The 24,441-nt window shown below is 42.0% G+C and carries 20 protein-coding genes, 1 tRNA gene and 1 other annotated feature; of the genes, 19 read left to right on the forward strand and 2 right to left on the reverse strand.

Annotated elements, in window-relative coordinates; all coding sequences use genetic code 11:
• The 10 genes from rph (at position 1) to yihA (ending at position 11,419) form a co-directional block, all read left to right on the forward strand.
• Positions 1 to 756, forward strand: a complete 756-nt coding sequence (gene rph, locus JK635_RS02960) for a ribonuclease PH (protein WP_202652233.1) — start codon at positions 1 to 3, stop codon at positions 754 to 756.
• Positions 757 to 908: 152 nt separating this feature from the next.
• Positions 909 to 1,523 (forward strand): XTP/dITP diphosphatase, encoded by a 615-nt coding sequence (locus JK635_RS02965; protein ID WP_202652234.1) that lies wholly within the window; start codon positions 909 to 911, stop codon positions 1,521 to 1,523.
• The gene (locus JK635_RS02970; RefSeq protein WP_202652235.1) at positions 1,516 to 2,028 is read left to right on the forward strand and encodes a metallophosphoesterase family protein; all 513 of its coding nucleotides are present in this window, start codon (positions 1,516 to 1,518) and stop codon (positions 2,026 to 2,028) included. Before JK635_RS02965 ends, JK635_RS02970 begins: the two co-directional genes overlap by 8 nt.
• Positions 2,029 to 2,137: 109 nt before the next feature.
• Positions 2,138 to 2,214, forward strand: a tRNA-Arg gene (locus tag JK635_RS02975).
• Positions 2,215 to 2,349: 135 nt separating this feature from the next.
• Positions 2,350 to 3,381, forward strand: coding sequence for a tetratricopeptide repeat protein (locus tag JK635_RS02980; RefSeq protein ID WP_202652236.1), 1,032 nt, complete (start codon positions 2,350 to 2,352; stop codon positions 3,379 to 3,381).
• A 164-nt stretch (positions 3,382 to 3,545) separates the two neighbouring features.
• Positions 3,546 to 4,823, forward strand: coding sequence for a trigger factor (gene tig, locus JK635_RS02985; protein WP_202652237.1), 1,278 nt, complete (start codon positions 3,546 to 3,548; stop codon positions 4,821 to 4,823).
• Between the two features lie 444 nt (positions 4,824 to 5,267).
• On the forward strand, positions 5,268 to 6,527 hold the full coding sequence (gene clpX / locus JK635_RS02990) for an ATP-dependent protease ATP-binding subunit ClpX (RefSeq protein ID WP_202652239.1): 1,260 nt from the start codon (positions 5,268 to 5,270) through the stop codon (positions 6,525 to 6,527).
• 123 nt (positions 6,528 to 6,650) lie between these two features.
• Positions 6,651 to 8,318 (forward strand): ATP-dependent protease LonB, encoded by a 1,668-nt coding sequence (gene lonB / locus JK635_RS02995; protein ID WP_202652241.1) that lies wholly within the window; start codon positions 6,651 to 6,653, stop codon positions 8,316 to 8,318.
• Positions 8,319 to 8,513: 195 nt separating this feature from the next.
• Positions 8,514 to 10,841, forward strand: coding sequence for an endopeptidase La (gene lon, locus JK635_RS03000; protein ID WP_202652243.1), 2,328 nt, complete (start codon positions 8,514 to 8,516; stop codon positions 10,839 to 10,841).
• Positions 10,838 to 11,419: a ribosome biogenesis GTP-binding protein YihA/YsxC gene (gene yihA, locus JK635_RS03005; protein WP_202652245.1), complete on the forward strand. Its 582-nt coding sequence runs from the start codon at positions 10,838 to 10,840 to the stop codon at positions 11,417 to 11,419. Before lon ends, yihA begins: the two co-directional genes overlap by 4 nt.
• A 54-nt stretch (positions 11,420 to 11,473) precedes the next feature.
• Here yihA and JK635_RS03010 read toward each other — a convergent pair whose 3' ends face one another.
• Positions 11,474 to 11,962 (reverse strand): LiaI-LiaF-like domain-containing protein, encoded by a 489-nt coding sequence (locus tag JK635_RS03010; protein ID WP_202652247.1) that lies wholly within the window; start codon positions 11,960 to 11,962, stop codon positions 11,474 to 11,476.
• Between the two features lie 216 nt (positions 11,963 to 12,178).
• Here JK635_RS03010 and hemA point away from each other — a divergent pair, with 216 nt between their 5' ends.
• The 8 genes from hemA (at position 12,179) to ysxE (ending at position 21,098) form a co-directional block, all read left to right on the forward strand.
• On the forward strand, positions 12,179 to 13,522 hold the full coding sequence (hemA, locus tag JK635_RS03015) for a glutamyl-tRNA reductase (protein WP_202652249.1): 1,344 nt from the start codon (positions 12,179 to 12,181) through the stop codon (positions 13,520 to 13,522).
• 14 nt (positions 13,523 to 13,536) lie between these two features.
• Positions 13,537 to 14,370: a cytochrome c biogenesis protein gene (locus tag JK635_RS03020; protein ID WP_202652251.1), complete on the forward strand. Its 834-nt coding sequence runs from the start codon at positions 13,537 to 13,539 to the stop codon at positions 14,368 to 14,370.
• A gap of 15 nt (positions 14,371 to 14,385) precedes the next feature.
• Positions 14,386 to 15,321, forward strand: coding sequence for a hydroxymethylbilane synthase (gene hemC / locus JK635_RS03025; protein WP_202652253.1), 936 nt, complete (start codon positions 14,386 to 14,388; stop codon positions 15,319 to 15,321).
• A complete protein-coding gene (locus JK635_RS03030) occupies positions 15,318 to 16,142 on the forward strand; it encodes a uroporphyrinogen-III synthase (protein ID WP_202652255.1) in 825 nt (274 codons plus the stop codon). The genes hemC and JK635_RS03030 overlap by 4 nt, the downstream gene beginning before the upstream one ends.
• A gap of 119 nt (positions 16,143 to 16,261) precedes the next feature.
• Positions 16,262 to 17,242, forward strand: a complete 981-nt coding sequence (gene hemB / locus JK635_RS03035) for a porphobilinogen synthase (protein ID WP_202652257.1) — start codon at positions 16,262 to 16,264, stop codon at positions 17,240 to 17,242.
• Between the two features lie 22 nt (positions 17,243 to 17,264).
• The gene (hemL, locus tag JK635_RS03040; RefSeq protein WP_202652259.1) at positions 17,265 to 18,551 is read left to right on the forward strand and encodes a glutamate-1-semialdehyde 2,1-aminomutase; all 1,287 of its coding nucleotides are present in this window, start codon (positions 17,265 to 17,267) and stop codon (positions 18,549 to 18,551) included.
• A 284-nt stretch (positions 18,552 to 18,835) separates the two neighbouring features.
• The gene (gene spoVID, locus JK635_RS03045; protein WP_202652261.1) at positions 18,836 to 19,948 is read left to right on the forward strand and encodes a stage VI sporulation protein D; all 1,113 of its coding nucleotides are present in this window, start codon (positions 18,836 to 18,838) and stop codon (positions 19,946 to 19,948) included.
• A gap of 97 nt (positions 19,949 to 20,045) precedes the next feature.
• A complete protein-coding gene (gene ysxE, locus JK635_RS03050) occupies positions 20,046 to 21,098 on the forward strand; it encodes a spore coat protein YsxE (protein ID WP_202652262.1) in 1,053 nt (350 codons plus the stop codon).
• Positions 21,099 to 21,116: 18 nt separating this feature from the next.
• On the opposite strand, the gene JK635_RS03055 is transcribed toward ysxE, so the two are convergent.
• The gene (locus JK635_RS03055; RefSeq protein ID WP_202652264.1) at positions 21,117 to 21,305 is read right to left on the reverse strand and encodes a YszA family small membrane protein; all 189 of its coding nucleotides are present in this window, start codon (positions 21,303 to 21,305) and stop codon (positions 21,117 to 21,119) included.
• Between the two features lie 157 nt (positions 21,306 to 21,462).
• Positions 21,463 to 21,700, forward strand: a binding site (T-box leader).
• A 55-nt stretch (positions 21,701 to 21,755) separates the two neighbouring features.
• On the opposite strand from JK635_RS03055, the gene JK635_RS03060 reads away from it, so the two are divergent.
• Positions 21,756 to 24,398, forward strand: coding sequence for a valine--tRNA ligase (locus tag JK635_RS03060; RefSeq protein ID WP_202652266.1), 2,643 nt, complete (start codon positions 21,756 to 21,758; stop codon positions 24,396 to 24,398).
• Positions 24,399 to 24,441: the final 43 nt, after the last annotated feature.

A 24,441-nucleotide genomic window follows, 5' to 3' on the forward strand; every position in this document is an offset into this window, starting at 1 on the left:
GTGCGTATAGATGGAAGAGAACCAATGCAATTAAGACCAATACATATTGAAACCAATTATTTAATGCATCCGGAGGGTTCGGTGCTTATATCTGTAGGCAATACGAAAGTGATTTGTGCAGCCAGTATCGAGGATCGGGTACCACCCTTCATGAGAGGAGAAGGCAAGGGCTGGATTACCGCTGAATACTCGATGCTACCGCGGGCTACCGAAACAAGAAATATTCGGGAATCGTCTAAGGGAAAGGTTTCCGGAAGGACGATGGAGATTCAGCGCCTGATTGGCCGCGCCTTACGTGCAGTGGTTGACCTTGGCACGATTGGAGAACGAACTGTTTGGATCGACTGTGATGTCATTCAGGCTGATGGCGGCACAAGAACCGCCTCGATTACAGGGGCATTTGTTGCCATGAGTCTTGCGTTAAATTCATTAGCTGAGAAAAAGTCACTCGCAAGATTTCCAATTATTGATTACTTGGCCGCAACCAGTGTCGGAATTTTAAAGGATAATCAAACCGTGCTTGATCTAAATTATGCTGAGGATTCAAAAGCTCAAGTGGACATGAATGTCGTGATGACTGGCAGCGGCGAATTTGTCGAATTGCAAGGAACGGGCGAGGAATCAACTTTTTCCTATGAGCAGCTTCAAGGCTTGCTGCAGGCCGCCCAAGGAGGCCTTGTCGAACTTTTCGAGTACCAAAAAATAGCACTTGGAGCAGAAATAATGAAAAAAATCGAGGAGCGACGGAAGAAATAGAGTGGGTTAAGAGAATGGCAGATATATTGAAAAAACTGCAGATATAATACTGATTATTGCAGATAAGTCAGTAAAAATGGCAGATATATTTGTTCAATTGCCTATTTCGAGCCTGTTAAAATATATTTAATAAGGAAATAAAGGAGTTAACCATGAAAGAAGTCATTATTGCAACGAAAAATCCCGGCAAAGCCAAAGAATTTGAACATATTTTTTCACCGAGAGGCATCACAATAAGGACTTTACTTGACTTCCCGGATTTGCCTGAGGTGGAAGAAACGGGTTCGACTTTTGAGGAAAATGCGATATTAAAGGCAGAGACCGTTTCCAGAGCATTAAATAAAATGGTGATGGGCGATGATTCCGGCTTGATAATTGATGCCTTGGGTGGCAGACCGGGAATTTATTCAGCCCGGTATGCCGGTGAACCGAAAAATGACGAAAACAATATTGATAAAGTGCTATCAGAATTAACTCATGTTCCGAAAGAAAAAAGGACAGCAAGATTCTATTGTGCATTGGCTCTCGCCGTACCGGGACAGGAAACTTTCACGGTGTCTGGCACCTGTGAAGGAGAAATTCTCGAGGAGAAGAGAGGCAAAAATGGATTTGGTTATGATCCGATATTTTTCCTTCCTGAAATAGGTAGGACAATGGCAGAGCTGACCTCCGATGAAAAAAATAAAATCAGCCACCGCGCCAATGCTTTAAAAAAATTGGATGCCGAGCTGGATTCACTCTTAGAAAGAGGTGACAATCATGTGTAAGGTGTTGATTGTCAGTGACAGCCATGGTTTAACAAAGGAACTGGAGGTTATTAGAGAAAGGCACTCACAGGAAGTTGACCTCTTCATTCATTGCGGGGATTCACAGTTGATGCCTGACCATAAAGCGATCACCGGGTACCTTACCGTGGCTGGAAATTGTGATTTTGGTGATTATCCCTTAGAACTTTTCCCCAATATTGCTGGTAAAAAGTTTTATATTACCCATGGTCACCATTATTCGGTGAAGTCTTCGTTAATGAAATTAAAATTCAAGGCTCAGGAAGTAAACGCTGATATCGTTTGTTTTGGCCATTCGCATGTATTGGGGGCTGAGGTAGTGGATGGAACATTATTTGTCAATCCGGGCAGCATTCGCCTCCCGCGCGGACATTTCGATAAAACATATGTTATTCTGGAGTTAAACAACGATTCAGTAAGCATGAAAGTTTATGAAGTAAACGGTCGGGAACTCCCAAGCTTGGCCCGCGGATTTATGCTAAAATAGAAAAGGGGAGAATCCTCTCCCCCCTATTCATGAAAAAATATTAAATCACTGTTGACTTTTAGATATTAGGATAATATAATAAATCTTGTCTTTGATAAATAGAAATCATGTCCCAGTAGCTCAGCTGGATAGAGCATACGCCTTCTAAGCGTACGGTCGGGAGTTCGAACCTCTCCTGGGACGCCATCCTACATACCAGACATCTGAACTTGCCTATTAAGGTGAGTTTTTTTTGTACTTATTTTAGTATAGGATTGGTTTCCTTTTTCCCATTATTAATGCTAAACTTATGGACATCAACAGGCCGAAGGACGGATTAATATGATGAAGAAGCGGGAACCGCTAAAAAGAAAAGATAATGTAATATTTTTTCCGGGATTTGAAAAGAGGTTAATTAGCAAAGGCATTGAAAATCTGCACAATAAAAAATTTTCCGATGCGATTGATTTGCTTGAGCTTGCAAGGGAATATGACCCCGATAATGATGAAATTTTAATCGGGCTTGTTATGGCGTATTTCGAAGCATCTGCTTTTGAAAAAGCCAGGGAGATCGCCAAGGAGATATTGCTAAAAGGGGTTGGCGATTATTTTCAAATGGTGGATTTATATCTGACAGTGCTGATCCAGCTTCACGAGTACGAAGAAATTATTACCACTATAGAGCTATTACTGGATGAAAAAGAAGTTCCGCCTGACAAGTTTGATCATTTTTTAACAATTCTCCAATTTAGCAAGAAGATGCTCCAGAACCCTGCTCCGGCAGTAGAAAGAAAACAGCAGAAAGAAGAAAATAACCCACAAAAGCTAAATCTTTTTTCACTTAATGGTGTAAATGAACAAATGCTTTTAGTTTCAAATCTTGCTGAAAAAAATATTCGACCATACTTCCAAGAAATTGCAGAATACTTAAGGGCGAAAACAGGAAATTTTTTTCTGAAAACTATTTTATTGACCCTTTTAAAAGAGCAGGAAATTGACAGCCCGGTAACTGTCAATAAATTTGAAGTCAGGAAAAATGTCATTCCGGTCAAGCTTCCGGAGGTTAGGCAACAGCCCAAAATGCTCGAGGTCAAAGCTGCGTTGGAAAATCATCTTGAAAGCCGTAATCCCGTTCTATATCAAAATATCATCACCTTAGTAGAACGGATTTTCTTCATTAGTTATCCAATGGAATTGGAGCCAGCTAATGCATTTGCCTGGGCAGCTGCCTTTCATTTTCTGGCAGAGGAATACCATGGATTTCAATCGGAAATAGCTGAAGTGGCCAAGGAATATGAGGTAGAACCCGAAGAAATGGAACAGGCAATCAGGCAGGTCGAGCGAATCGAAGAAATTTCTTACCCCAATCTCTAGCCAAGGCTGTTGAAAGAAACAAAACCTATGGTATAATGTAGGGGTTGCATTGTGTAAAAAAGGTCATATTACAGTAAAAAACTAGGACATGACTTGGTAACAAGACATATTCCTGAATTTAATTCGTTACGAATGAAATGAGAATAGATGTTGGAGGGAACAGTATGACTGCAAAATGGGAAAAGTTAGAAGGAAGCCGCGGCGTACTTACAGTTGAAGTAAGTGCCGATAAAGTAAACGAAAGCTTAGATGCGGCATTTAAAAAAGTGGTTAAGCAAGTAAATGTACCTGGTTTCCGTAAAGGAAAAATACCGCGTGCATTATTTGAAAAGCGCTTTGGTGTGGAATCACTTTATCAAGATGCATTGGATATTCTTCTTCCAGATGCATACAGCAATGCGATTGATGAGACTGGAATCGAGCCAGTTGATCGTCCGGAAATCGACATTGAGCAAATAGAAAAAGGCAAAGAATTAATTTTCAAAGCAACTGTAACGGTTAAACCTGAGGTGAAATTAGGGGACTATAAAGGTCTTGAGGTTGAAGAATTAGACACTACCGTTACAGACGAAGATGTGCAAAAAGAACTTGAATCATTGCAAAATCGTCATGCAGAGCTTGTTGTAAAAGAAGAAGGCACTGCTGAAAATGGTGACACAGTTGTCATCGACTTTGAAGGTTTCGTTGATGGAGAAGCATTTGAAGGCGGCAAAGCTGATAACTATTCATTAGAACTTGGGTCTAATTCATTCATCCCTGGTTTTGAAGAGCAGTTAGTTGGTGTTGCTACAGGCGAATCTAAAGACGTAGAAGTTACCTTCCCTGAAGAATATCATGCAGCAGAGCTTGCAGGAAAGCCGGCAACATTCAAGGTTACTGTTCACGAAATCAAAGCAAAAGAACTTCCTGAGTTAGATGATGAATTTGCAAAAGATGTCGATGAAGAAGTTGAAACATTAGATGCATTAAAAGAAAAAATCAAAACTCGTTTAGAAGACAGCAAAAAGCACGAAGCTGAACATCACCTGAAAGATTCACTTGTGGAAAAGGCAGCAGACAATGCTGAAGTTGATATCCCTGAAGTAATGATTGAAAACGAAGTTAACCGCATGTTGAAAGAATTCGAACAACGTCTGCAAATGCAAGGAATGAATCTTGAGCTTTACTACCAATTCTCAGGTCAAGATGAGCAGGCACTACGCGAGCAAATGAACGAAGAAGCTGGAAAACGAGTGAAAATTAATTTAACATTAGAAGCCATTGCTAATGCTGAAAATATCGAAGCAACGGATGAAGATGTAAATGCCGAGTTGGAAAAAATGGCTGGAATGTACAATATGACTGTTGATAACATTAAGGCAGCTCTTGGTGGAGTGGAAGGCATTAAATCAGACCTTAAACTTCAAAAAGCAGTAGACTTTCTTATTGAAAATAAGAAGTAAACATTAATGTACCACAAGGCACGATTTTTTAGTCGTGCCTTGTTTTTGCTACATTCAGAATTCTTTAGGGTATTTTACAGCATTTTATCGTCTTTCAGACCCGTTCAGCAGTGAAGTTTTCTTTTATGTATTTTTTGAATTACATATTATAATTAGAGAAGGGAACATTTTTAACAACAAGCAGGAAAAATTCTTTTCAAGAGCGAATTAATAATTCCATGCATGATAAGTCTTATTTTTAAAAAATATGGCTAAGATTAATTAGTACCTTTATTTTTAAACGCGAAATCCCCGTAAAATGAAAACATATTAGGATAAAGCTTTTTATTTTCAGTATAATGACCAAATGTGATACAATGCAAAATACATACTATTCAATTGATAATAATCGTTTGTGGGAATCGCGTTAACAATAAAGGATTAACGTTCTGAGGGGTGAAAGGTTTGTTTAAATTTAATGATGAAAAAGGACAATTAAAATGTTCGTTCTGTGGTAAAACTCAGGACCAAGTTCGAAAATTAGTAGCGGGGCCAGGAGTTTATATATGCGATGAATGTATTGAGCTTTGCACTGAAATTGTTGAGGAGGAGCTTGGTACAGAAGAGGAAGTAGAATTTAAAGATGTTCCTAAGCCAAGGGAAATTTGTGAAATTCTTGACGAATATGTAATCGGTCAGGATCAAGCGAAAAAGTCGTTATCTGTTGCTGTTTATAATCACTATAAACGGATTAATTCCAACAGCAAAATTGATGATGTTGAACTGCAAAAAAGTAATATCTGCATGATTGGGCCAACAGGAAGCGGTAAAACATTGTTAGCACAAACATTAGCGCGAATTTTAAATGTCCCATTTGCTATTGCCGATGCGACTTCCCTTACGGAAGCGGGTTACGTTGGCGAAGATGTTGAAAATATTTTGTTAAAATTAATTCAAGCTGCCGATTACGATGTGGAAAAAGCAGAAAAGGGCATTATTTATATCGATGAAATTGACAAAATTGCCCGAAAGTCTGAAAATCCTTCGATTACCCGGGATGTTTCCGGTGAAGGTGTTCAGCAGGCGTTGTTGAAAATTCTTGAAGGTACGGTTGCCAGCGTTCCCCCTCAGGGAGGCAGAAAACATCCGCATCAAGAATTTATCCAAATTGATACAACCAATATCTTATTTATTTGCGGCGGTGCTTTTGACGGTATTGAGCAAATTATTAAACGCCGCTTAGGGCAAAAAGTAATTGGTTTTGGTTCAGATATTAAACAGCAAGAGGTTAGTTCAAAAGAGCTGCTTTCCAAAGTTTTGCCTGAGGACTTATTACGCTTCGGGTTAATCCCTGAATTTATCGGCCGCCTTCCAGTCATCGCCAGCCTTGAGCAATTAGATGAAGCTGCGTTAATTGAAATTTTAACAAAACCTAAAAATGCACTCGTCAAGCAATATCAAAAAATGCTTGAAATTGATAATGTAGAATTAGAATTTGAAGAGGGTGCCTTAAAAGAAATTGCTAAAAAAGCAATTGAACGCAAAACAGGTGCTCGCGGCTTACGATCCATCATTGAAGCAATTATGCTTGATGTTATGTTTGACCTGCCTTCACGTGATGATATATCAAAATGTATTATTACCAAGGATACGGTTGTCAATAACAGCGTCCCTAAGCTTATTTTGGAAGACGGAACCGTCATAATGGAAGAAAAATCAGCTTAATAAGGTGAACAAAAATTTAGACCCGGTAGTTTGCCGGGTCTTTTAAATTTTTGGTTTATTCCCTCTTCCTGCAGGAAATACTTATTATTATCAAATGAGTATTTCTGTGCAGGAGGAATAGAGATGAGTTGGACGGGGATTGCATTATTTATCCAATTATTTTTTGGAATCATTATTGGACTGTATTTTTGGAACTTGCTTAAAAATCAGCGGACGCAAAAGGTATCGATAGATCGGGAATCACGAAAAGAAATGGAGCAATTACGAAAAATGAGGTCGATTTCCTTAACTGAGCCACTATCTGAAAAAGTGCGCCCAACTAGTTTTCAAGATATTGTCGGCCAAGAGGATGGGATCAAATCATTGAAAGCAGCTTTATGCGGGCCAAATCCACAACACGTCATCATATATGGTCCTCCTGGAGTCGGAAAAACAGCTGCTGCCAGGTTAGTGCTAGAGGAAGCCAAGAAGAATCCCAAATCACCTTTTAAACGTGACTCGGTTTTTATCGAATTAGATGCAACGACAGCCCGGTTTGATGAACGGGGGATCGCTGACCCATTAATCGGTTCTGTCCATGATCCGATTTATCAAGGTGCCGGGGCTATGGGACAGGCTGGAATTCCCCAACCGAAACAGGGTGCCGTGACCAATGCCCATGGCGGTGTATTGTTCATCGATGAAATTGGCGAGCTCCATCCGATTCAGATGAATAAATTGTTAAAAGTATTGGAAGATCGAAAAGTATTTTTAGAAAGTGCTTATTATCACGAGGAAAATACACAAATTCCAACACACATTCATGATATTTTTAAAAATGGCCTACCAGCTGATTTTCGTTTAATTGGGGCAACAACCCGAACACCCAGTGAAATCCCACCTGCCATCCGCTCCCGCTGCATGGAAGTGTTTTTCCGCGATTTAACCGAGGAGGAGATCGTAACGGTTGCCAAGAAGGCGGCCGCCAAGGTCTCCATGGATATTAGTGAAACGGGGGTTCATACCTTATCTACATATGCCAGAAACGGCCGTGAAACAGTCAATATGATTCAGATTGCTGCTGGATTGGCGATTACCGAAGAACGAAATTATATTAAGGATGAGGACATTGAATGGGTGATTCATTCCAGCCAACTGACACCTAGGATGGAACGGATGATCGGAGATAATGCCCAAATCGGGCTTGTTAACGGGCTGGCTGTCTACGGTCCAAATTCTGGAGCGCTGCTAGAAATTGAAGTAACTGTAATTCCTGCAAAAGAAAAAGGAACTATTAACATTACCGGCATTGTCGAAGAAGAAAGCATTGGCGGGCAAGGGAAATCAATCCGGCGAAAAAGCATGGCCCGCGGGTCGATTGAAAATGTGATTACCGTTTTACGATCGATGGGTGTTCCGGCAAATGACTATGATATCCATGTGAATTTTCCCGGCGGGGTGCCAATTGATGGTCCATCTGCGGGAATTGCGATGGCAACGGGGATTTACTCGGCAATTTACAAAATCCCGATTGATCATACAGTAGCGATGACCGGAGAAATAAGCATTCACGGTAATGTGAAACCAGTTGGCGGTGTTTATCCGAAAGTTAAGGCAGCGAAAAAAGCAGGGGCCAAAACGGTTATCATTCCTGAAGAAAATAGGCAAAATATTTTAAATGAAATCGGCGGAATTAAGATCATTCCGGTGACCCATCTGAATGAAGTTTTTGAAATTGCCTTAGTTCATAATTTGGCAAAAAACACTGTCATTCCGGCCTCGATAGAATTGTCCAAAAAAGAATCCATTTAAAAACTTCGTCTGCTGTTAGAAAATAGGTATCGCAAAAACTTCGGTTTGAACAAAACCGGAGTTTTTCTATTGTAATTTGGGGAACATAAAAGTATCGTGTAATGACAGGAATCAGTTAAAAATAGACACTAAAAAACAAATAAGATAGAATTTGTACAAGGACTATTCCTTTCATACTAATGGAGGTGCAGTACTTTGACGAAAAAGAAGGAATTAATCGTCCCACTCTTACCGCTTCGGGGGATGCTTGTGTATCCGACAATGGTCCTACATCTGGATGTCGGACGTGAACGGTCAGTACAGGCACTTGAAAAAGCGATGGTAGATGACCATATCATATTTTTAACAACCCAAAAAGATGTCACCATTGATGAACCTGCTGAAGAGGATCTATACAGCTTTGGCACTTTAACAAAGGTTAAGCAAATGTTAAAGCTGCCTAATGGGACTATCCGTGTATTGGTGGAAGGTCTTAAACGGGCGGAGATTGTAACTTTTCAAGATGAAGACAGCTATTATTCCGTACAAATCAATACATATGAGGACCCCGACACAAAAGATATCGAAGATCAAGCTCTGATGAGAACGATGCTCGATTATTTTGAGCAATACATAAAATTATCGAAAAAAGTCTCGGCAGAAACATTTGCATCGGTTACGGATATTGAAGAACCGGGAAGAATGGCGGATATTATTGCTTCCCATTTACCAATCAAGTTAAAGGAAAAGCAAGAAATTCTCGAAATAATTGACGTTAAACAAAGAATGAATTATGTGATTAATATCATTCATAACGAAAAAGAAGTGCTTAATCTTGAAAAAAAGATTGGCCAGCGCGTCAAGCGGTCGATGGAGCGGACGCAAAAGGAATATTATTTACGGGAGCAAATGAAGGCGATCCAAAAAGAATTGGGTGATAAAGAAGGAAAAACAGGTGAAATCGCCGATTTGACCGAAAAAATCGAACAGGCAGGGATGCCGGAACATGTTTATCAAGCAGCCATGAAGGAATTGGATCGCTATGAAAAGGTGCCGGCAAGTTCAGCTGAAAGTGCGGTTATTCGCAATTATATTGAATGGCTTATCTCTCTGCCGTGGTCCAAAAAGACGGATGATGACATCAACATCGATCGGGCAGAAAAGATTTTAAACCAAGACCATTACGGACTCGAAAAAGTAAAGGAACGAGTTCTCGAATATCTGGCCGTTCAAAAGCTGACTAATTCCTTAAAGGGACCGATTCTTTGTCTTGTCGGACCTCCAGGGGTTGGAAAAACTAGCCTGGCTCGGTCGATTGCGAGATCCTTAAACCGCCATTTTGTCCGGGTATCGCTTGGCGGGGTTCGTGATGAATCAGAAATCCGCGGCCACAGAAGGACATATGTCGGTGCCATGCCGGGGAGAATTATTCAAGGAATGAAGAAAGCTGAGACCATCAATCCGGTATTTTTACTCGATGAAATTGATAAGATGTCCAGCGATTTCCGTGGCGATCCGTCGGCAGCGCTGTTAGAGGTATTGGATCCGGAGCAAAATCATAATTTCAGTGATCATTATATTGAGGAGCCGTATAACTTATCGAAGGTCATGTTTATTGCAACTGCCAATAATTTAGCAACCATTCCTGGTCCATTGTTAGACCGAATGGAAATCATCTCCATTGCCGGCTATACCGAGTTGGAAAAGGTTCATATTACCCGCGACCATTTACTGCCGAAGCAAATTAAAGAAAATGGATTGACAAAAAATACACTGCAAGTGCGTGATGATGCCATTTTAAAAATTGTCCGTTTCTATACAAGAGAGGCTGGGGTAAGAAGCCTTGAACGGCAAGTGGCAACCATCTGCCGCAAAACGGCTAAAATTATTGTCTCGGGTGAGAAAAAACGCGTTGTCGTTACCGAAAAAACAGTAGAAGACTTTTTAGGAAAACCAAAATTCCGTTATGGACAGGCGGAAGCTGAAGATCAAGTTGGGGTGGCAACTGGTCTGGCTTATACCACTGTAGGCGGTGACACCTTGCAAATTGAAGTCGCTTTGGCTCCCGGAAAAGGAAAACTTGTCTTAACCGGTAAACTCGGCGATGTCATGAAGGAATCTGCCCAAGCGGCCTTTAGCTATGTCCGTTCAAAAGCAAAGGAACTGGGGATTGCGGAAGATTTTTATGAAAAATATGATATCCATATTCACGTACCTGAAGGCGCTGTTCCCAAGGATGGTCCTTCTGCCGGGATTACCATCGCAACTGCACTGGTTTCAGCCTTAACAGGGCAACCAATTCGCCGTGAAGTTGGGATGACCGGAGAAATTACGTTACGCGGCCGGGTGCTGCCAATAGGCGGTTTAAAAGAGAAATCTCTCGGTGCCCACCGTGCTGGTTTAACGAAGATCATCCTGCCAAAAGATAATGAAAAGGATATCGACGACATTCCGGAAAGTGTTCGTAATCAATTGGAATTTATCCCAGTATCGCATCTGGATGAGGTGCTGAAGCATGCTCTCGTAGAAGGTGACATGAAATGAAGGTCACCAGTTCCGAAATCGTAATCAGTGCGGTTAGACAAGAACAGTATCCGGAAAGTAATTTACCAGAATTTGCCCTTGCCGGTCGCTCAAATGTCGGAAAATCATCATTTATCAATAAAATGTTAAACCGAAAAGGGTTGGCGAGAATTTCCTCCAAACCTGGTAAAACACAAACATTGAACTTTTTCCTAATCAATGACCTTTTACATTTTGTTGATGTTCCCGGATACGGCTATGCTAAAGTGTCAAAATCGGAGCGGGCCGCCTGGGGAAAAATGATCGAAACGTATTTCACAACGCGAGAGCAGTTAAAGGCAGTTGTATTAATCGTCGATTTACGCCACCCGCCGACAGAAGATGATGTGATGATGTATGATTTTTTGAAATATTATCAAATCCCCTGCATCATTATTGCCACAAAGGCCGATAAAGTTCCAAAGGGAAAGTGGCAAAAGCATGTAAAGGTCATTCGTGAAACATTAGACCTTGAAGCAAACGACCAAATCGTAGTTTTTTCGGCAGAAACTGGTGAAGGCAAAGATGCAGCTTGGACCATCATCGAAAGCTTTATATAGGAATTATACAAATGTAGGTGTCAGGCACCATGTTTTTTCATAGTGCCTGACACCTTACTTTTTCTTTTTAAGAAGAAAATAGAGGCCAATAACAATGAGGAGGGCGGGCCAAAATTTCCAGATAAAGCTCATTCCGCTTTGCAATAGTCCAAAATAGTCGGCTATTTGGTCATAAAATAGCAGCAGTACTGATAGGATGAGAAACAGGAATGCTTGAAATAAGCCTGTATTGGATTTTTGAAAGCGTAGAAAGGAACCAATGGAGATGATCAGCATGAGCATTCCAATTTGATTATCAGGCCAGAAAGCCAATTTTCCTACAAGCAGAAAATGAAGGCCAAAGCCGAAACAGATGAACCCGGGAAGGATTGCTTCGGAATCATTTGCCCAATACCCTTGACCCAAAAATGCTGTGCCGACAATAATCATTAAGATTTGCCATGTTGAAAATGGCTGAAAAAAGGAAACCCCAGCCTGCTGCAATAAATAATAAGCACCTAAGCCGATTAAAATAATCCCCGGGAAAATACGTTGATTTTTCATTTCAAACACCGCTTCCAGTAAGGTTCACTTGAATCATGTCGAATTTTTTGATACTGTACAAAGGGAGAATATTAATTATAAAACTTCTTTATTCAATTTTCTATATTAACATAAAGTGTCATTTTTTGTTCACAATTTTAACAATTTGGACAAAAATGGGCATGTTAAGATTAGAATTGGATTACTGTATATTTTAATGGGGGTGTACGTGAACAAATGCATATTTTGGTGATCGGTCTTAATTATAAAACAGCCCCTGTCGAAATTCGCGAGCGGTTGACATTTAATGATACCGATCTTGTGGATGCGATGAAATTATTAAACAAAAAGAAAAGCATCCTGGAAAATGTTATCTTGTCCACTTGTAATCGAACGGAAATTTATGCTGTCGTTGATCAATTACACACTGGCCGCTATTATATTAAAGAATTTTTAGCGGAATGGTTTGGAATAGAGCAGGGAGAGTTTTCTCCGTTTTTGTTCATTTATGACGGCGACGGCGCAGTGGAACATTTATTTAAGGTAACTTGCGGTCTTCATTCCATGGTTTTAGGGGAAACTCAAATTCTTGGACAGGTACGGACAAGCTTTATGGAGGCCCAAACCAATGGCACAACCGGCTCTGTATTCAATCACTTATTTAAGCAAGCGATTACGTTAGCGAAAAAGGCTCACTCTGACACAGAAATTGGGGCCAATGCCGTTTCGGTCAGCTATGCGGCGGTTGAATTAGCAAAGAAAATATTTGGTTCGCTTGAGAATAAGCATGTTGTTATTTTGGGTGCTGGGAAAATGGGAGAGTTGGCCGTTCAGAATTTGCACGGCAATGGCGTTAGAAAAGTGACAGTAATCAACCGGACGTTTAATAAAGCCCAAGACCTTGCCAGCCGCTTTAATGGCGAAGCAAGAACGATGGATGAATTGCAAAAATCACTGGTGGAAGCTGATATTTTGATCAGTTCAACTGGTGCAAAGGATTTTGTGATAACAAAAGAGCAGGTATCGCGGATTGAGAAGCTGCGGCGGGGTAAGCCGTTATTTCTGGTGGATATTGCCGTACCGCGAGATCTTGATCCAAAGCTTGCCGAACTTGAAAATGTTTTTTTATATGATATTGATGATCTCGAGGGAATTGTTGAAGCCAACTTAGAGGAACGGAAAAAGGCTGCCGCCAATATCATGCTCATGATTGAAGAGGAAATCGTTGAATTTAATCAATGGCTGAGCATGCTCGGTATTATTCCAGTTATTTCTGCTCTTAGGGAAAAAGCATTGGCCATTCAAGCTGAGACAATGGTCAGCTTGGAACGAAAGCTGCCCAATTTATCGGATCGTGATAAAAAAGTTTTAAGTAAACATACAAAAAGTATTATTAATCAAATGCTCAAAGATCCGATTCTCCAAGCAAAGGAACTGGCTGCAAGACCTGATCGTGAACAGGCCTTGGATTTCTTTATGAAGATCTTTAATATTGAAGATCTGGTAAAGAATCAACAAGCGATTTCAACCCAAAATAATCAACAGCCGGTTAAAGAAGCGCAGGCTTCCTTTCAGTCATAAGGGGGCCATTCGCTATGATTAGCGTCACTATGACGAGGGTGCATGAAGTTACGGTTGTTCTTTATGCCTTAAGTGTATTATTATATTTTTTCGATTTTATTTATCATAACCGGAAGGCAAATCGGGTTGCCTTCTGGTTACTTGCATTTGTATGGGTTTTGCAAACCATTTTCCTCATTCTTTATATGAAAGAAACGGGGAGATTCCCAGTTCTCACAATATTTGAGGGTCTTTATTTTTATGCCTGGGTCTTAGTTACCTTGTCACTTGCTATAAATCGGATATTACGGGTTGATTTTATTGTTTTTTTTATGAATATATTAGGGTTTATTGTCATGGCAATTCACACATTTGCCCCAACTGCCTCTCATTCTCATGTAATGGCACAACAGTTGGTGTCTGAATTGTTGTTGATTCATATTACGATGGCGATTCTGTCTTATGGGGCCTTTTCCTTGTCCTTTGTCTTTTCGCTATTATACTTACTGCAATATGATTTATTAAAGAAAAAGAAATGGGGTACAAGACTTTTACGGCTCGCCGACCTGGAGAAGCTGGAGAGGTTGTCATACATAATGGCAGTAATTGGTGTCCCGATGCTTCTATTAAGTTTGATCTTAGGTTTGCAGTGGGCGTTCCTCAAGCTCCCCGGCATGCCTTGGTACGATATTAAAATCATCGGTTCGTTTATTCTGCTAACTGCTTATAGTTTCTATTTATATTTACGTACTGTTAAAGATCAATCAGGAAAAAAATTGGCCCTGTGGAATGTAGCCTCATTTTTAATTGTTTTAATCAACTTTTTCTTATTTGGGCAATTATCGTCCTTTCATTTATGGTACTCATGACACGAGGAGGCAATTATGCGAAAAATTATTGTAGGTTCCAGACGCAGTAAATTAGCATTAACACAAACCAACTGGGTAATGGACCAGCTGAAAAAGATTGACCCAAGCTTGGAGTTTGAAGTAAAGGAAATCGTCACAAAAGGCGATAAAATTTTAGATGTGACGCTGTCAAAAGTAGGCGGCAAGGGCCTGTTTGTCAAAGAAATTGAGCAGTCAATGCTGGGCAAAGAGATTGATATGGCGGTCCATAGCATGAAAGATATGCCAGCTGTCCTGCCGGAGGGGCTGACAATTGGTTGTGTTCCTGTCCGTGAAGATCACCGCGATGCTTTAATTTCAAAAGACCATGTGAAATTAGCAGATCTAAAACCCGGTGCCATTATCGGAACAAGCAGCCTGCGCCGCAGCGCTCAGCTGCTGGCCAAACGGCCAGACTTAGAAATAAAATGGATTCGCGGCAATGTCGATACCAGATTAGCTAAATTGGAGACAGAAGATTACGATGCCATCATTTTAGCAGCGGCCGGCCTTTCCCGCCTTGGCTGGTCGGCTGATATTGTAACAGAATTTTTAGACACGGATATTTGTATCCCGGCCGTAGGCCAAGGGGCTTTATCAATTGAATGTCGCGAAGACGACAAAGAATTGCTGGAGCTATTTGAAAAATTTACGTGCGAAAAAACAGAAAGAGCGGTCCGGGCAGAACGGGCCTTCCTGCAAAAAATGGAGGGCGGTTGTCAAGTTCCAATTGCCGGTTATGCGTTTATCGCCAATAACGATGAGATTGTTCTAAATGTATTGGTGGGAACGCCGGATGGCCGGCAAATTCTTAAAGAGGAAGTAAGCGGGCACAACCCGGAAGAGCTTGGTATGAAAGCTGCTGATATTTTGATTGAAAGAGGAGCCAAGGACTTAATCGACCGAGTGAAGCAGGAGCTTGAGGAGAAATGATCAAGGCACTGCCATTACTTGATAAAAACGTTCTCGTCCCGAGAAGCAGAGAGCAGGCCAAATCCTTCTCTAAGCTCGTTGAAGAATACGGAGGGATTCCCGTCGAAATCCCTCTGATTGCTTTTCGTCCGCTTGAAAAAAATCAGTATTTTGATGCATGTTTGTCCAGGCTTGAGAGATATGACTGGATCATTTTCACAAGTAATACTACGGTCGAAACCTTTTTTTCGTTTGTAAAGGCTGAGGCTAAGCTGCCGAAAATTGCGGTGATCGGAAAACGAACCGAAGCCGCGTTAAAGGAAAAAGCTGTGCCGGTAGAATTTGTACCTTCTGTGTATGTAGCAGAGACATTTGTTGAGGAATTTAACCCTTATGTTCATGAAGGATCTCGGGTGTTACTTCCAAAAGGGAATCTTGCCCGTGATTATATCGGATTATCCTTGGCTAAGGCAGGCGCCGAGGTCGATGAAGTGGTTATTTATGAAAATTATTTGCCGGAGGAAAGCCGCAGAAAGCTGGCAGAAGCGCTGAGCCGTCGGCAGCTGGATATTCTCACATTTACCAGCCCATCCACTGTCGATCATTTGATGGCTGTAGTCCGTGAAAATGGGTTGCTGGAACAACTAAACGGCTGCATCATCGGCTGCATCGGCCCCGTTACCGAAAAGCGGCTTCGCGAATACGGGCTGCCGATTCATGCCTCGCCCAAGCAGTATACGGTGAAGGAAATGTTGAAAAGCTTGGCCGAGTTTCTGGAAGAGCAAGGGCCATCATTAACGGATGCCATAGGTCAGAAAAAAAGGTCATCTGACCATAACTGATAAAGCGACGGTTGTCATCTGACAGTAATAGAAGGTTATCCGCCAGTATACAGGTGTCATGCGACAGTCTATCAAATTAATCATAAAACATATTTTTATTATTTTGGGAGGTATGTACAATGGAACTGCAATTTTCACGTCATCGCCGTTTAAGGTCAAGTGCCAGCATGCGCGCACTCGTGAGAGAAAATCACTTAAGCGCGGATGATTTTATTTACCCGCTGTTTATATACGAGGGCGAAAACATCCGTAAGGAAGTCTCCTCGATGCCCGGTGTGTTCCAAGTATCATTGGATCATCTAGAAGCGGAAATGGAAGATATCGCTGCCCATGGAATTAAGGCTGTCTTATTATTTGGGATCCCGGAAACAAAGGATGAATGCGGCGGTCAGGCATACCATGACCACGGCATCGTCCAAGAAGCTACCCGCTTCATTAAAAAATATTTTCCGGACATTCTTGTTGTTGCTGATACCTGCCTGTGTGAATATACAAGCCATGGTCACTGCGGAATGGTTAAAGGTGATAAAATTTTAAATGATGAATCACTCGATTTGCTCGTTAAAACAGCCGTCAGCCAAGCAAAAGCCGGAGCCGATATCATTGCCCCATCCAACATGATGGACGGCTTTGTTGCGGCAATCCGTGCCGGATTAGACGAAGCCGGATTTAAAGAAATTCCAATCATGTCCTACGCCGTCAAGTATGCATCGTCATTCTATGGGCCATTCCGTGAAGCAGCAGAAGGCGCCCCCCAATTTGGCGACCGCAAGACCTATCAAATGGATCCGGCCAACCGTTTAGAAGCGTTTAGAGAAGCAGAATCCGATGTTGCTGAAGGAGCTGACTTCTTAATTGTCAAGCCAGGTATGCCATACTTGGACATTGTTCGTGATATTAAAAATAACTTCAACCTGCCAGTGGTTGTTTACAATGTCAGCGGCGAATATTCAATGATTAAAGCGGCTGCGCAAAATGGCTGGATTGATGAAAAGAGTACCGTTTTGGAAATGCTGACAGGGATGAAGCGAGCAGGTGCCGATCTCATCATCACTTATCATGCAAAAGACGCGATTCGCTGGTTAAAAGAAGACCAATAAATGATTGAAATGAGGGAATAGGATGCGCATCTTTACAAAATCGATTGAGGCATTTAAAGAAGCCCAAAAGCTCATGCCGGGTGGTGTAAACAGCCCGGTTCGAGCCTTTAAATCTGTCAATATGAACCCCATTTTCATGGAGCGGGGAAAAGGCTCGAAGATTTATGATATTGATGGCAATGAGTATATTGACTACGTTCTGTCATGGGGACCGCTCATTCTCGGCCACTCCAATGATCGTGTAGTGGAAGCGTTGAAAAAAACAGCTGAGCTTGGAACAAGCTTTGGTGCCCCGACATTGATGGAAAACAAGCTGGCTAAGCTGGTCCAAGAACGGGTACCTTCAATTGAAATTATCCGGATGGTTAACTCCGGAACGGAAGCTACAATGAGTGCGCTTCGCCTGGCGCGGGGCTATACTGGCCGTGACAAAATTTTAAAATTTGAAGGCTGCTATCACGGTCATGGTGATTCGTTATTGATTAAAGCCGGTTCCGGTGTCGCCACACTAGGCTTGCCCGACAGCCCGGGCGTCCCTGAAGGTATTGCCAAGAATACAATCACTGTTCAATATAATGATCTAGAAGGGGTAAAATACGCCTTTGAACAATATGGCGAAGATATCGCTTGTATCATTGTAGAGCCCGTTGCCGGCAACATGGGTCTTGTGCCGCCGCTGCCAGGATTTCTGCAAGGACTTCGAGATATTACGACCGAGTACGGGGCCTTGCTGATTTTTGATGAGGTTATGACAGGTTTCCGTGTTGGCTATCATTGTGCTCAAGGCTATTTTGGCATTACACCGGATCTCACTACCCTAGGCAAGGTAATCGGCGGCGGTCTCCCGGTTGGAGCTTACGGCGGCAAAGCTGAAATTATGGAAAAAATAGCCCCGAGCGGTCCAATCTATCAAGCAGGAACATTATCAGGAAATCCGTTGGCAATGACCGCTGGCTATGAAACATTAAGTCAGCTGACACCAGCTCACTATGAGGAGTTTATCAACAAAGGTGACAAGCTTGAACAGGGCTTTAAGGCTGCGGCTGAAAAATATGATATTCCGATTACTTTTAACCGCGCCGGCTCGATGATTGGCTTCTTCTTTACTGATGAAGACGTCATCAACTACGAAAAAGCTAAACAATCTAATTTGGAATTTTTTGCGGAGTACTATCGGCAAATGGCTGATCAAGGCATCTTCTTGCCACCATCCCAATTTGAAGGATTGTTCCTGTCAACAGAGCATTCGGATGAGGACATTGAAAAGACGATTCAAGCAGCAGAGATTGCGTTTTCGAAGCTTAAATAATATTTGTTTGGGAACACTCGCCAAATTTGGCGGGTGTTTTTTTACTTTTTTTAGCTGTGGACGGGTAAGTTGAAAAAGCGGCGGGTAAACATGAAATTTAGACGGGTAAAATCAAAAAAATGACGGGTAAAAGCAAGAATTAGACGGATAACTTCCAAATTTAGACGAGTAAAGCGTAAACTTCATCCTACAACCGTGCATTTTTATCATAAATAAAATGAATGATTCATAAATTGTAAGTGACATAGTGATTTTGCGTGAAGGAAAGGAAAGGAGGAGTCGCTTTGTCCCAGGAGAATCAATCATCACTAAGATTTTCCTTGGAGGAATCTCTGTGGTTTCGAAAAGGACAGGAAGTCGAGGAACTGCTGTCCATTTCGCTCGACCCGGATATAACAATCCAGGAAAATGATCAGTATGTAACGATACGTGGAACGCTTGTACTTACCGGAGAATATAAAAGTTGTGAAGCAGACAATGAAAGCGAGGGGGAAGGTTATACCTCGCACAAGTTTATTGAGACGGTATCCGAACGAGAGGGGGGAAATTGCGAATTTTCCCATCACTTCCCAGTTGATATAACTATTCCAAATAATAGGATTCAAAGTATTTATGATATTGATGTCCTCGTGGAATCGTTTGACTATTCCATACCTGAGCGCAGTTGTTTAAAGTTGACGGCAGAACTGAACATAAGCGGTCTTCATGGAATTGAATCAAACCATCAACAGCAACAGGGACAGGAGTTTGAGGTTCTTCCGCGCAATGATTCCCCGGAAGAGGAAGAAACCGTAGCGGATCAGCCGTCCATTGCCGAAACTCCTGCCAATGATTTATTATTCGAAACAGAAGCACGAAAAGAACAGGAGGGAGAACCGGAAACAACTATTCCAAGGTTTCCAACCTTTCATTACCAGGAAGAGGAACAGGCTGATTCCGAAGCGACAGAGCCTTCATGGCATTTCCAAGAATATAATCCTTCTGTCAGCGAGCCTGTCTGGCCTTTACAGGAAGCTAGAAGCGAAGAGAAACAGCCGATCGAAGTGGAGGTTGAAATCGAGCAAGAAATCGTCGCTGAAAATGAAGAGGTTGACTATGATCACGAGGATGAAAGCTCATCTTCTTCTCCTGAGGATACGCCGAAAGATAAAAAGAAAAAACTATTCTCTAAAACTAAAACGATGACATTGACGGAGTTTTTTGCCCGTAAGGATGAAGGAACTGCACAGGTCAAATTAAAAGTGTGCATTGTTCAAAAAGGCGATACGGTCGAAAGTCTTGCTAAACGTTATGACGTTTCCGTGCAAAACCTGCTTCGGGTAAACAATTTAGAATTGAATCAGGATGTATTTGAAGGGCAAGTTTTATATGTTCCAGCAACACTGGCAAAAAAATAATGCGTTAGAGGAAAATAAGTGAGCGGGTTTCAAAGGGCCTGCTCCTTCTTTTACGGATTATTTACTTTGCTATTTTGAAAGAAAGAGTTGAGTTCGTATGAATGACTCGAATCGTCTGGAAGCAGTAGCACCTATTCTTCAACAATATCAAGTTGAGCCGCATTTTATTGAAGATTTTGGCACCATTCAAAAGATATATTCAAACAAGGGCATATTTGCTTTAAAAAAGATCTCCCCTGCATGCGGAACTGATTTTATCCGTCATGTTCACTTTTTATATCAAAAAGGGTTTAATCGGATTGTGCCCATTTACCCGACAATGGATGGCAGATATGCGGTGCTGCACGACCATTATCTTTACTATCTGATGCCATGGCTGGCAAATGAAAACCGCGATCCCAAAAGCCGTCAGTTGTTCAGAGAGTTGGCACGGCTCCATTCTCTTTCCGCAAAGGAAATCATGATCAACAAAGAAGAAAGGCTCGAACATTATGAAAAGACAATTCAGCAGCTGGAAAAACATCAAGAATTCTTGAACGGCTTTATCGATGTTTGTGAAAGAAAGACATATATGTCGCCTTTTGAGTTGTTATTTTGCTTATATTACAATGAAATCAGCCAAGCGCTTCGCTTTTCTAAAGCGAAGTTTGAAGAGTGGTATGAAAATACAAAGGAAAATGATAAAGCTCGTATGGTCGTTACCCATGGGAAGTTATCAACCGACCATTTTTTGTTTGATGAGCGGGGGTACGGCTATTTTATCAACTTCGAAAATGCGGCCTATGGCTCGCCGATCCATGACCTTTTGCCATATATATCCCGGACGTTAAATACGAGTCCAAGGCGGAGCGATGACACTATTGATTTGCTTTATCATTATTTTAAATATTTTCCCTTCAAAGAAGAAGAAAAACAATTATTTTACAGTTATTTAGCCTATCCGATTCCGTTGATACAAACGGTGGAAAAATATTATCGCAAACAGCGTCGGAAAAATGAATTAAAATATGTCCGCCAGCTGCAGCAGCGCTACTGGCATTTGAAAAATACCGAGTATGTGGTCATGCGGATGACAGAAATTGAAACACAACAGCAGGCAAACGAGGCACTTGCCCAAGAAGCGGAAGAAGGAGCCCAACAGCAGCAGTAAGTCTGCAGGTTAGGCTCCTTATATGATTTCAAAATAAATGGAAATAGCAATCACGATAAAAAAGGACAACAATAAGACATCAAAAATGGTCGGCAGAAAAATCGTGCGGATGAACTGGAAAATAATAAAGGGAATGATTAATTGTCCGCTCCATTTACGAAACGTTCGAAACCAGGGACGGTGTTTATACTTCTGAAAATTCCTCAACTGATAACCTCCCCTTTCCCAAGTTATTATAGTTTATGTATATTCCCAAGTTGTGTGCACATTTCCGAAAACAGCATATCGTATAAAAAACAATGAATTTGGCCAACATGATTGACGTAACCAGCTCTTTTGGATAGTATAAACAATATAAATGAAAACTAAAGCAATGACAGGGAAGAGTACGATGCCAACCTGCTTCAAGAGAGGGAAATCAATTGCTGGAAGATTTCCTAAGCAGAACATCGGAAGGTCGCCCAAGAGCTTCTTCTGTGAAAAGGGTCCATACTGAACTGAGTAATGGAAGACGGATGAAATCCGTTATCTGTTGAAGTGCCAATCAAGTACTTGATTGGAAAAAAGGTGGTACCGCGAAGCAAACTCCATTCGTCCTTTTATGACGATTGGGGTTTTTTTACGTTGATGGCAATCATTAAAGGAGGTAAATGCTAGATGGAAACACAAGAAGTGAAGATGTCCACCAAATACGACCCGCAAACGATTGAAAAAGGTCGTTATCAGTGGTGGCTTGAAGGGAAATTTTTTGAGGCCAAGGATGATAAATCAAAACAGCCCTATACCATTGTGATCCCGCCGCCGAATGTTACCGGGAAACTGCATTTAGGTCATGCTTGGGATACGACCCTGCAGGATATCATCACCCGGATGAAGCGAATGCAGGGCTACGATGTTCTCTGGCTGCCCGGTATGGACCATGCCGGAATTGCAACACAGGCGAAGGTTGAGGCCAAGCTCCGCAGCGAAGGTAAAAGCCGTTATGACCTCGGCCGGGAAAAGTTTGTCGAAGAAACGTGGAAGTGGAAGGAAGAGTATGCTTCCCACATCCGCCAACAGTGGGCAAAATTAGGCTTAGGGCTCGATTATTCGCGCGAGCGGTTTACGCTTGATGAAGGACTGTCAAAGGCAGTTCGTGAGGTATTTGTTACCCTTTATCAGAAAGGGTTGATTTACCGCGGCGAATATATCATTAACTGGGACCCCTCAACGAAAACGGCACTTTCTGACATCGAGGTTATTTACAAGGACGTTCAAGGTGCCTTTTATCATATGAGATATCCGTTAGCAGATGGATCAGGTACGATTGAAATTGCGACAACACGACCGGAAACAATGCTTGGGGATACAGCCGTTGCCGTTCATCCCGACGATGAACGTTATCAGCATTTAATTGGGAAAACGGTGATCCTGCCGATCGTCGGCCGGGAAATTCCAATTGTGGCCGACGATTATGTTGATATGGACTTTGGTTCTGGGGCGGTAAAAATTACTCCAGCACATGACCCGAACGACTTTGAAGTCGGTAACCGCCACAATCTGGAGCGCATTCTGGTAATGAATGAAGACGGAACGATGAATGAAAAGGCCGGCAAATATCAAGGGTTAGACCGCTTTGAATGCCGCAAGCAAATTGTAAAGGACCTGCAAGAGCTTGGCGTGTTATTTAAAATAGAAGACCATCTTCATTCTGTTGGCCACTCGGAGCGCAGCGGTGCTGTTGTCGAACCGTATTTGTCGACGCAATGGTTTGTCAAAATGAAGCCGCTCGCAGAAGCTGCGATTGAATTGCAAAAGAAAGAAAACAAGGTTCACTTTGTCCCGGACCGCTTTGAAAAGACCTATCTGCACTGGATGGAAAATATCCGTGATTGGTGCATTTCGAGACAATTATGGTGGGGGCACCGGATTCCGGCATGGTATCACAAGAAAACGGGTGAAGTGTATGTTGGACATGAAGCGCCTGCCGATAGCGAAAATTGGGAACAGGACAAGGATGTTTTAGATACATGGTTTAGTTCAGCTTTATGGCCATTTTCGACAATGGGCTGGCCTGACACGGAAACGGCGGATTTTAAGCGCTATTTCCCGACAGATGTACTCGTAACCGGTTATGATATCATTTTCTTCTGGGTTTCGCGGATGATTTTCCAATCGATCGAATTCACAAGTGAACGGCCATTTAAGGACGTTCTCATTCATGGCCTAGTCCGGGATGAACAAGGAAGGAAAATGAGTAAATCACTTGGTAATGGGGTCGATCCGATGGAGGTCATTGACCAATATGGCGCCGATGCCTTGCGTTATTTCTTATCGACCGGAACATCGCCGGGGCAGGACTTGCGTTATAGTACAGAAAAGGTTGAAGCAGTCTGGAATTTTGCTAATAAAATATGGAATGCCTCCCGCTTCGCTTTGATGAATATGAATGGCTTAACGTATGATGAGATTGATTTCAGCGGCGAAAAGTCGGTCGCCGACAAGTGGATCTTAACGCGCTTGAATGAAACAATTGACCATGTCACAAAGCTTTCTGACCGCTATGAGTTTGGGGAAGTTGGCCGTGCTCTTTATAACTTCATTTGGGATGACCTCTGCGACTGGTATATTGAAATGGCGAAGCTGCCGTTGTATGGTGAAGACGAAGCGGCCAAGAAAACAACACGTTCAATCCTGGCCTACGTATTGGATCAAACAATGCGCCTGTTGCATCCATTTATGCCGTTTATTACGGAAGAAATTTGGCAGAACCTGCCGCATTCAGGTGAGTCGATTACAGTGGCAAAATGGCCGGAAGTAAGACCGGAACTGTCAGATGACGACGCTGCCAAGGAAATGAAGCTGTTAATGGAAATGATCCGGTCTGTCCGAAATATCCGGGCGGAGGTAAATACACCGTTAAGCAAAAAAATCAAGATGCTTGTAAAAGCGAAGGACGAAGTGATTCTCAATGCTATTGAGAAAAATCGGGCCTACATCGAGCGGTTCTGTAATCCGGAAACATTACAAATGGGCACAGATATTGACATCCCGGAAAAGGCCATGACCTCAGTTATTACCGGTGTTGAAATTATTCTTCCGCTTGAGGGATTAATCAATATTGACGAGGAAATGGCCCGGCTTGAAAAAGAATTAGATAAACTGAATAAAGAAGTCGACAGAGTACAAAAGAAACTAAGCAATGAAGGCTTTATCAAAAAGGCACCTGAAAAGGTGATCGCTGAAGAACGAGCCAAGGAGAAAGACTATCTGGAAAAGAGAAATATCGTGAAGGCTCGTATTCAAGAACTACGCGGCTAAAAATAATTGAGGCGGATCCTCTGAAGGATTCGTCTCACCTTTA

The sequence above is a fragment of the Neobacillus paridis genome (genome assembly GCF_016765675.1).
Lineage (GTDB): Bacteria > Bacillota > Bacilli > Bacillales > Cytobacillaceae > Neobacillus > Neobacillus paridis.